This window comes from Corallococcus aberystwythensis, assembly GCF_003612165.1.
Taxonomy (GTDB): Bacteria; Myxococcota; Myxococcia; order Myxococcales; family Myxococcaceae; genus Corallococcus; species Corallococcus aberystwythensis.
This window is the reverse complement of the sequence record NZ_RAWK01000340.1, coordinates 1-9285: the sequence shown is the minus strand read 5'-3', so window position 1 is coordinate 9285 and position 9285 is coordinate 1. Positions and strand designations below refer to the sequence as shown.

The window sequence follows — 9285 nt, the reverse complement described above, 5'->3', positions numbered from 1 at the left end:
GTCCTGGTCCGTGGGGGAGGGCAGGACTAGCTTGCCGCCCGCTTCCTCCCCAACCCCGAGGTCCCCCGATGACGTTGAAGACCCGACTGCTGGTCGTCTCCACGGCAGGCCTGTTCGCCGCCGCGCCCGCCATGGCCAAGCCGCTGGATGGCGCCAGCACCGACGTGATGATCCAGGGCTTCCACTGGAACTCCGCCAGCGCGGGCGGGTGGTGGAACACGGTGAAGAACAACGCGGCCACGCTGAAGTCCGCGGGCTTCACGATGATCTGGCTGCCGCCGCCCTCCGACGCGGCGTCCACGCAGGGCTACCTGCCCCGGCAGCTCAACGTGCTCAACTCCAGCTACGGCACGGAGGCGGAGCTCACCCAGGCGCTGGCGGCGCTCAACGCGCAGGGCGTGAAGCCCATCGCGGACATCGTGGTGAACCACCGCGTGGGCACCGCCAACTGGGCGGACTTCACCAACCCCACCTGGAGCGGCTGCAGCGCGGTGGCCGCGGGTGACGAGTGGACGAGCGCCTGTGGCAACGCCGACAGCGGTGAAGGCTACGCCGCGGCGCGCGACCTGGACCACTCGCAGGCGAACGTGCGCGCGGATCTGAAGACGTGGATGAACAGCCGCCTGAAGGGCGTGGGCTTCGCGGGCTGGCGCTTCGACTTCGTGAAGGGCTTCGCGGGCAGCTACGTGAAGGAGTACGTGACGGCGACGGACCCGTGGTTCTGCGTCGGTGAGTTCTGGCCGACGAACTACTTCGACGCGAACAACCCCAACAACTGGAAGCAGCAGATCACCAACTGGGTGGACACGACCACGGGCACCTGCGCCGCGTTCGACTTCGCCACCAAGGGCCTGCTCAACGACGCGCTCACCAACAACAACTACGCGCGCCTGAAGGCCAGCGACGGCAAGCCCGCGGGCGGCATCGGCTGGTGGGCCAGCCGCCACGTCACCTTCGTGGACAACCACGACACCGGCCCCAGCGAGACGTGCGGCAACGGGCAGAACCACTGGCCGGTGCCGTGCACCAAGGTGATGCAGGGCTACGCCTACGTGCTCACCCACCCGGGCATCCCCACCGTCTACTGGGCGCACTACTTCAACTGGGGCCTGGGCAGCTCCATCAAGACGCTGATGGACATCCGCAAGAACGCGGGCCTCACCTCGGAGTCCACCGTCAGCATCCAGCGCGCGGAGAGCGGCCTGTACGCGGCCATCATCGGCGGCAAGGTGGCCATGAAGATCGGCAGCGGCTCCTGGAGCCCCGGCACCGGCTGGACGCAGGCCGCCTCCGGCACCGACTACACCGTGTGGACGTCCAACGGCACCACGCCGCCTCCCACCACGGCCAACGTGGAGTTCGTGTGCAACAACGGCACGACCGTGATGGGCCAGAACGTCTACGTCGCGGGCAGCGTCGCGGCGCTCGACAACTGGAGCCCCACCACCACCAAGATTCTCAGCCCCACCGCGTACCCCACCTGGCGCGGCACCTACGCGCTGCCCGCGAACACCACCGTGCAGTGGAAGTGCCTCAAGCGCGACGGCAGCGGCAACGTCGTGTGGCAGGGCGGTAGCAACAACACCGTCACCACCCCCGCGGCAGGCGGCAGCATCACCGCCACCGCCAGCTTCTAAGACGCCGAGACAGGCGCCCCTGTTGCATGTCTCTCCAGGGGCGCTTGTGTTTCAGCTGTTGCTTGAGTTCCCCTCTTCAAGCTGTCACAGGGGCCGCCTCACTCCTGGGGCGGGTCCCTCCCGCCCTCCTTGAACGAAGGCGGAAGCGATGAAGCGCGGAACGGCAGTGCGAAGCGCGGTGGTGTGGATGTCCGCGGTGGGCCTCCTGGGCGCCTGCGGTGGGCAGCCGGAGCAGGCCCCCGCGGGCGATGAGCCGGTGACGACGGCGACGCAGTCGCTGGTGCCGGCTCCGCCCGCGCCGTTCGACAGCTACCTGTACATCGCGGGCAACCTCCCCGTGGGCGGCGCGGTGTCGTCGAACACCGGCACGTCGGCGAACTACGAGGGCTTCAAGCTCACCGTCGCGGCGCATACGCAGGTGGCGCTGGAGGTGACGCACCTGGGCACCGGCGTGGGCGTGGACACCGGCCTGTACGTGTACGGTCCGAAGTCGCAGAACGGCAGCTACGGCTACTGGCCGCTCTACGGGGACGACGACTCCGGCTACGGCGAGCTGAGCAAGATCCCGCTCGCGACCTTCGACCAGGCGGGCGAGTACCTGGTGGTGGTGGGCTGGAGCAACGGCCTGGCCAAGCAGTACCGCCTCCAGGCCTCCTGCGTGGGCGGCGCGTGCGTGGCGAACCCCACCCCGGCGCCGGCCAACACCCCGGTGACGCTGGCGGCGTTCCCCCTCAACGGGAACCTCCAGGCCCTGCTGAACGGAGCCAACGCGTACCGCGAGGACATGTACTCCTTCCTGGACCGGTATGACTTCGCGTGGCCGTACTCGACGCCCGCGACGCTGGACGCCGCCGTGGCGGCGGTGCTCGCGCGCAGCGAGTACCGGGGCTACCGCAACGATCCGTCCCCGGACACGTACACCTACGCGGCATTCCAGTCGCAGATGTACAGCCAGTTCCAGCCGCTGCACCAGGCCATCCTCGACACCTACGGCGAGGACGCCGCGAACGCGCAGGTGAAGAGCTACTTCCGCGAGTTCAGCACCGGCCCCAACGGCGACAACTGGCGCACGCTCAACATCATCCTGCTGCCCGTGTCCCGCCACGTCCTCGTGTACGAGCAGACCGCCCACGAAATCTGACGCACTCGCGAGCAGTCCCCGAAAACACCACCGCCCTCCTCTTCGCGTACCGGAAGGGGAGGGCGGTCTGTTTTTGAAGCGCTGCGCTTCGAAACGTCAGCTCACGGCGCGTGGGCCGGGGCCGGCTCGTGCGGCGTGGGCGTCTCCTCCTCACCGCTGGACCGCGTCGCGTTCCCACGCACCTTCTGCATGAGGACGTAGAGGCCCGGGATGAAGATGAGGTTGACGATGGTGGACACCAGCATGCCGCCGAACACCGCGGTGCCCAGCGAGTTGCGCGCCGCCGCGCCCGCGCCGGACGCCGTCATCAGCGGCACCACGCCCAGGAGGAACGCGATGGACGTCATCAGGATGGGGCGCAGGCGCACCTCCGCGGCCGTCACCACCGCCTCCAGCGCGCTCTTGCCCTGTTCGCGCAGCTGCTCCGCGAACTCCACGATGAGGATGGCGTTCTTGGAGGACAGGCCCACCAGCATCACCAGGCCCACCTGGCAGAACACGTCGTTGGCGAAGCCTCGCGCCACCTGCAACCCCAGGGCGCCCATGATGGCCAGCGGCACCGACAGGATGATGACGAACGGGAGGCTGAAGGACTCGTACTGCGCCGCCAGCACCAGGAACACGAAGAGGATGCCCAGGGCGAAGATGATCATCGTCTGCCCGCCGGACTCCTTCTGCTCCAGGCTGATGCCCGTCCATTCCGCCGCCATGCCCTGCGGCAGCACCTGGTTGGCCACGCTCTCCATGGCCTCCAGCGCCTGACCGGACGACACGCCGGGCGCGCCCTGGCCGTTGATCTCCACGGAGCGGAACAGGTTGTAGTGCTTGATGACCTGCGCGGAGACGATGGGCGTCACCTTCACCAGCGACTCCAGCGGAATCATGTCCCCGGCTTCCGTGCGCGCGTAGAACGAGCCGATGTCCTGGGGGCTGTCGCGGAACTGCTGCTCGGCCTGGACGTACACGCGGTAGGTGCGGCTGGCGTAGTTGAAGTCGTTGACGTACTGGCTGCCCATGTAGAGCTGCATCACGCCGAAGATCTGCTCAATCGGCACGCCCAGCGCCTTGGCCTTCTGGCGGTCCACCTCCACGTCGAGGATGGGGGTGTTGGCGTTGAACGGGGTGTAGACGCCGCGCAGCCGTCCCTCCTCGTTGCCCTTCTGCACCATCTCCTGCGTGGCGTTGGCCAGGTCCTCCAGCGAGTGGTTGCCGGCGACGTCCTCCACGATGAACTGGAAGCCACCCACGCTGCCCACGCCTCGGATGGCCGGGGGCTGGAAGGGGATGACGCGCGCGCTGCCAATCTTGCCCAGCGGCCCGCGCAGCCGCTCCACCATCGCGGCCACGGACTGGTCCTTGCCCATGCGCTCCTCCCACGGCTTGAGGGCCGTGAAGACGGTGGCGTAGTTGGAGCCGTTGCCGCTGGGGGAGAAGCCGCCGATGGCGAACATCACCGCCACCTCCGGCTGGGCGTTGAGCACCGCCTCCACCTCCTGGAGCACCTTCTCCGTCTGGGTGAGGGACATGCCCTCCGGCCCCTGCACGGAGATGATGACGTAGCCCTGGTCCTCGTCCGGGATGAAGCCCGTGGGCGCCGACCGGAAGAGCATCACCGTGGCGCCGATGCAGGCGAGGAACGCCACCAGCACCAGCAGGGGGTACGCCAAGAGCTTGCGCAGGCCCTTTCCGTACGTGTCACGCGTCCAGTCCAGCACCTGGTCCACCTTGCGGAAGAACACCCACTTGGGGCCGTGGTGGTGCTTGAGCAGCCGCGCGGACAGCGCGGGCGTGAGCGTCAGCGCGCAGAAGGTGGACAGGGCCACCGACGCGGCGATGGTGAGCGCGAACTGACGGTAGATGGAGCCCGTGGTGCCCGGGAAGAGGGCCACCGGAATGAACACCGCCACCAGCACCACGGAGATGGCCACCACCGCGCCGGCCACCTCCTTCATGCCTTCACGCGCCGCCTGGAACGGCTTGAGCCCGCGCTCCGCCATCAGGCGCTCGATGTTCTCGATGACCACGATGGCGTCGTCCACGACGAGGCCCGTGGCCAGGGTGAGGCCGAAGAGGGTGAGCGTGTTGATGGAGAAGCCCATCAGGTAGACGAACGCGAACGTGCCGACGAGCGACACCGGCAGGGTGAGCGCGGTGATCAGCACGCTGCGCCACCCGTGCAGGAACAGGAAGATGACCAGGATGACGAGCGCGATGGCTTCAATCAGCGTGTGGACCACCTCGTTGACGGAGGCGCGCACTGCGAGCGTGGTGTCCGTGCCGACGCGGTACTCCAGGCCCGGCGGGAAGGCCCCGGACAGGCGGTCCAGTTCCTTGATGACGCCGTCGCGCACGTCCAGCGCGTTGGCGGTGGGCAGCTGGAAGATGGCCAGGCCCACGCCGGTGCGGCCGTTGAAGCGCAGCAGGGTGCTGTAGTTCTCCGCGCCCAGCTCCACGCGGCCCACGTCCTTCACCGTGACGGCGCGGCCGTCGTTGTTGCGCATGAGGACGATGTCGCCGAACTCCTCCGGCTCCACCAGGCGGCCCCGGGCGCGCACGGCGATCTGATACGGCTGCGCGTCGCTGGACGGCGGCTGGCCCACCTGGCCCGCGGCCACCTGGAGGTTCTGCTCCTGGAGCGCGCGCACCACGTCCTGCGGCGTCATGTTGCGCCGCGCCAGCTCTGACGGATCCAACCACAGGCGCATGGAGAACTTGCGCTCACCGAAGATGCGCACCTCGCCCACGCCGCGCACGCGCTTGATGGCGTCCTTGAGGTTCACGTCCGCGTAGTTGGAGAGGAACTTCGCGTCGTAGCGGTTGTCCGGGGAGGACAGGCCCACCGTCAGCAGCATCTGGCTGGAGGCCTTGTTCACCACGATGCCCGTCTGGTTCACCTGCGCGGGCAGGCGGGCCGCGGCGCGGCTCACGCGGTTCTGCACGTCCACCGCCGCCACCTCGATGTTGCGCGTGGGGGCGAAGGTGACGGTGATGGTGCTGGTGCCGTCGTTGCTGCTGGTGGAGGTGATGTAGCGCATGTCCTCCACGCCGTTGAGCTCCTGCTCCAACGGGATGGTGACGGCGGACTCCACCACCTCGGCGCTCGCGCCGACGTAGGTGCTGGTGACGGTGACCTGCGGCGGCGCCAGGTCCGGGTACTGCGCGATGGGCAGCGTCGGGATGGCGATGACGCCCACCAGCGTCAGGATGATGGAGCAGACGATGGCGAAGACAGGCCTGCGGATGAAGAAGTCGACGAACACGGTGTGGCGCCTCTCTGGAATCGCCTGCTAGCGGCTGCCGCCGGTGGTGCCGCCGCCACCGGACGCGGTGCGGGGCGGCTGGGGGGATTCGTCGTTGTTCAGGGTGACCTGCTTGGGGATGACGGGCATGCCGTCGCGGAGCATGTGCAGCGACGACACCGCGACGAGGTCGCCCTGCTTCAGGCCGCCCTCCACCACGTAGGACATGTCACCCAGCGTGCCCAGGGCCACCGGGCGGCGCTCCACCAGCGTCTTGCCGTCCTTCTTCTCCACCACCATGGCGAAGGGCTGGCCGCTCTGGCGCACCACCGCGAGCGCCGGAATCTGGAGCGCGTCCCGCGTGGAGTACACCAGCCGCGCCCGCAAAAGCTCACTGGGGCGCAGGCCCACCGTGTTGCGGAAGGCGGCCTTCACCTCCACCAGCTGCGTGCGAGGGTCCGTCTGCGGCGCCACGTAGAAGACGGTGCTGGAGAGGATGACCTTGCCCTGCTGATCCAACAGCTCCAGCTGGGTGTCCGGCTTGAGCGACCGCGCGCGGAACGCCGGCACCGACACGCTGACCTCCAGCGCGTCCGCCTGGGCCACCGTCGTGAGCGTCGTGGTGGCGCCCACGAAGTCACCCACGCGCACCAGCACGTCGCCCATGGTGCCCGCGAACGGCGCGCGCACCACGTGGAACTGCAGCTGCACCTGGCGCTGCGCCACCGTCGCACCGGCCGCGCGCGACGCGGCCTCCGCCGCCTTCACCGCCGCCTGGGCGCGCTCCAGCTCCTGCACGCTGGCCAGGCCCTCGCGGTTGAGGGACTCCGTGCGCGCCAGGGTGCGCCGCGCCAGCTCCAGCTCCACCGTGGAGGAGCTCTGCTGGGCCTGGGCGCTGTCCAGCGCCGCGGTCTCCTGACGCGCGTCCACTTCAATCAGCGGCGTGCCGGCCTCCACCTTCTGGCCGGGCTTCACCAGGATCTTGCGCACGTAGCCGTTCACCTGCGGCAGCACCGTCACGCTCTGCCGCGACAGCAGCGAACCCAGGTACTCCCCGGTGTCCCGCACTTCGTGCGGCGCCAGCGCCACCACCTGCACCTCGCGCGGCGGCGGGGCGGCCTTCGCCTCCGGCTTGCTCGAACACCCGGCCACGCCTGCCACCAGCGCCGCGCCCAACACCGTCCTCGTCATCAGCGCCTTCAGGGGGCGTACCCTCGTCACCAGTCGCACCGGGCCTCCGTCAGGAACGCGTCCAGGCGGGCCTGGACGAGCTCGAATTCCCTCAAAACCAAAGCGAGCTGGGCCTGGCGGAGGGCGGCTCCACTCTGGACCAGCTCCAAGCTGCTACCTCGCCCTACCTCGAAGGCCCGGCGCGTGAGCCGGTCCGTCCGGTCCGCCAGCTCGAGGGACTCAGCGGCGGTCTTCAACAATGCTTCGGCCACTTCCACTCCACGGCGCGCGCGGGAAATTTCCACACTCACGTCGCGGCGGTTGGCCTCCAGCGTCTGGGCCGCCTGCTGTTCAATGCCTTCGCGCTCACGCACGAGCCCACCGCGCTGACCGCCCTCCCACAGGGGGACGGACAGGACCGCGGACACGTTCCAGGTGGCGAAGCGGCCAAAGCCGGGGTCGGTGGTGAAGCCCAGGAGGGTGGTGCTCAGTCCCAGGGTGGGCAGGTAACCGGCGGACGCCTGGCGCCGGCTCTCCCGGGCCGCGTCCACGTTGGCCCGCTGGGCCACCAGGTCCGGGCGCGCGCTCAGGTCCTGCAGGGGCGCGCATTCCTGGTGCGTCTGGTCCACCAGCCCCGCGAGGTTGAAGCCCGCGTTGACGCCCACGCCGTGGTCCTCGCCCAGGGACAGGCCCAGCGACTCACGCGTGCGGCGCAGCTGCTCGTCCCCGGCCACCAGCGACTGGCGGGCCACCGCCACGTCCTGGCTCACCCGGACCACGTCCAGCTGCGTGCCGGCGCCCAGCTCGAACGAGCGCTGGGTGATGGCCTGGCGCTCCAGGGCCTGACGCAGGCCCACGCGGTTGATCTCCGCGGCGCGCTCGGCGGCCACCGTGGCCACCAGCACCTGCGCCAGCCCCTGGGTGAGGCGGCGCTGCACGTCCTGGAGGTTGGCCACCGACGCGGACTCGGTCGCCTTCGCGGACGACAGGCCCCGCCACGCGCCCACATCGATGATGGACTGGGTGAGGGTCGCGGACAGCGTGCCCAGGGGCGCGCTGGGGACCTTGGCCCCGGTGCCGGTGTTGATGCCGCCCACCACGCCACCGCCCGCGGTGGAGGGGACGTCCGGGTGGAGCACGTCCACGCCCGCGCCCGCGTTGGCCCGCGCGTTGGGCAGGAGCAGGCCCAGCGACTGGCGCCACCGGCCCTGCGCCCGCGTCACGCCGGCCTCCGCGCTGCGCAGGTCCGTGGACCGCTGGCGCACGCGGGTGAGGGCTTCGTCCCACGTCTTCACCTGCTCCGGCGCGGACGGGACGGGCGTGAGCATCGGGTCGTCCACCTTCGGCTGGAAGGGGACGGCGGCCGGCGCGGAGGCCGCGGCGCTGGCATCCGGCGTGGCGGGCTGCTGCTGCTGCGTGGGAGTCGAGGAGGCCGGAGTCTGCGGCGCGGCGGCGAGGAGGAGGACGAGGAGGGCGCTGGGGGTGGCCATACTCTGGAGCGGCAGGTCTTTCCGGCAGGAGCGGGTGGTGGTACCCACCCCGGGATCCCTGCGCGCGGTCAAGATGTAATTGACAACCGTTGTTGAATGCAATCATCTCTTACGCCCATGACCCTCGCTGAGCAAGTGGCATCGACGCGACGCGCAGTGGTCCGGCTGCTCACCCTGAAAGTGGGGGAGCAAACGGATCGGCCGATGATGCAACTGCTCGTTCTGAAGAACATCGGCACCCACGGCATTCACAGTCAGGCCGTCATCGCGGAGCGGCTGCTCATCGACGCGCCCGCCGTGAGCCGGCTGGTGGACCGCCTGGAAGAGGACGGGCTGGTGGCGCGCCGCGCGGGGGAGAACCGCCGCTGCGTGCGCCTGGAGATCACCGACGCGGGGCGCCAGGAGATCCACGCCCTGGAGCGCGCCGCGGAGTGGGTGGACGTCCAGGCGCGCACGTACCTCACGCCGCCGGAGGTCGAGGAGCTGTCGCGCCTGCTGGACAAGCTCCAGACGGGGCTGTGCCAGCTCTTGGGCACCGAGCCCGCCGCGCCCCCCCGCAACGACAACGGGTGACGACGGGAGGAGGAAGGACGGGTCCCTGACCCACC

The 9285-nt window shown here is 69.7% G+C and carries 6 protein-coding genes; 3 read left to right on the top strand and 3 right to left on the bottom strand.

The annotated features are described in order from the left end of the window. Nucleotides 1–68 precede the first annotated feature (68 nt). Nucleotides 69–1637 (top strand): glucan 1,4-alpha-maltotetraohydrolase domain-containing protein, encoded by a 1569-nt coding sequence (locus D7W81_RS36615; RefSeq protein WP_120560015.1) that lies wholly within the window; start codon nt 69–71, stop codon nt 1635–1637. A 148-nt stretch (nt 1638–1785) separates the two neighbouring features. Beyond that, complete coding sequence (locus D7W81_RS36610; RefSeq protein ID WP_120560014.1) at nt 1786–2778, top strand: hypothetical protein; 993 nt, start codon at nt 1786–1788, stop codon at nt 2776–2778. Nucleotides 2779–2879: 101 nt separating this feature from the next. On the opposite strand, the gene D7W81_RS36605 is transcribed toward D7W81_RS36610, so the two are convergent. Genes D7W81_RS36605 through D7W81_RS36595 form a run of 3 tightly spaced genes read right to left on the bottom strand, consistent with a single transcriptional unit; the run spans nt 2880 to nt 8677 of the window. Beyond that, nucleotides 2880–6038, bottom strand: coding sequence for an efflux RND transporter permease subunit (locus D7W81_RS36605; protein WP_120560013.1), 3159 nt, complete (start codon nt 6036–6038; stop codon nt 2880–2882). 27 nt (nt 6039–6065) lie between these two features. Then, nucleotides 6066–7208, bottom strand: a complete 1143-nt coding sequence (locus D7W81_RS36600; protein WP_120560012.1) for an efflux RND transporter periplasmic adaptor subunit — start codon at nt 7206–7208, stop codon at nt 6066–6068. Nucleotides 7209–7234: 26 nt separating this feature from the next. After that, nucleotides 7235–8677 carry a TolC family protein gene (locus tag D7W81_RS36595; protein ID WP_120560011.1) on the bottom strand — a complete coding sequence of 481 codons (1443 nt, stop codon included), beginning with the start codon at nt 8675–8677 and terminating at the stop codon, nt 7235–7237. 207 nt (nt 8678–8884) lie between these two features. Here D7W81_RS36595 and D7W81_RS36590 point away from each other — a divergent pair, with 207 nt between their 5' ends. Further along, a complete protein-coding gene (locus D7W81_RS36590) occupies nt 8885–9250 on the top strand; it encodes a MarR family winged helix-turn-helix transcriptional regulator (protein ID WP_244227689.1) in 366 nt (121 codons plus the stop codon). Nucleotides 9251–9285 lie beyond the last annotated feature (35 nt).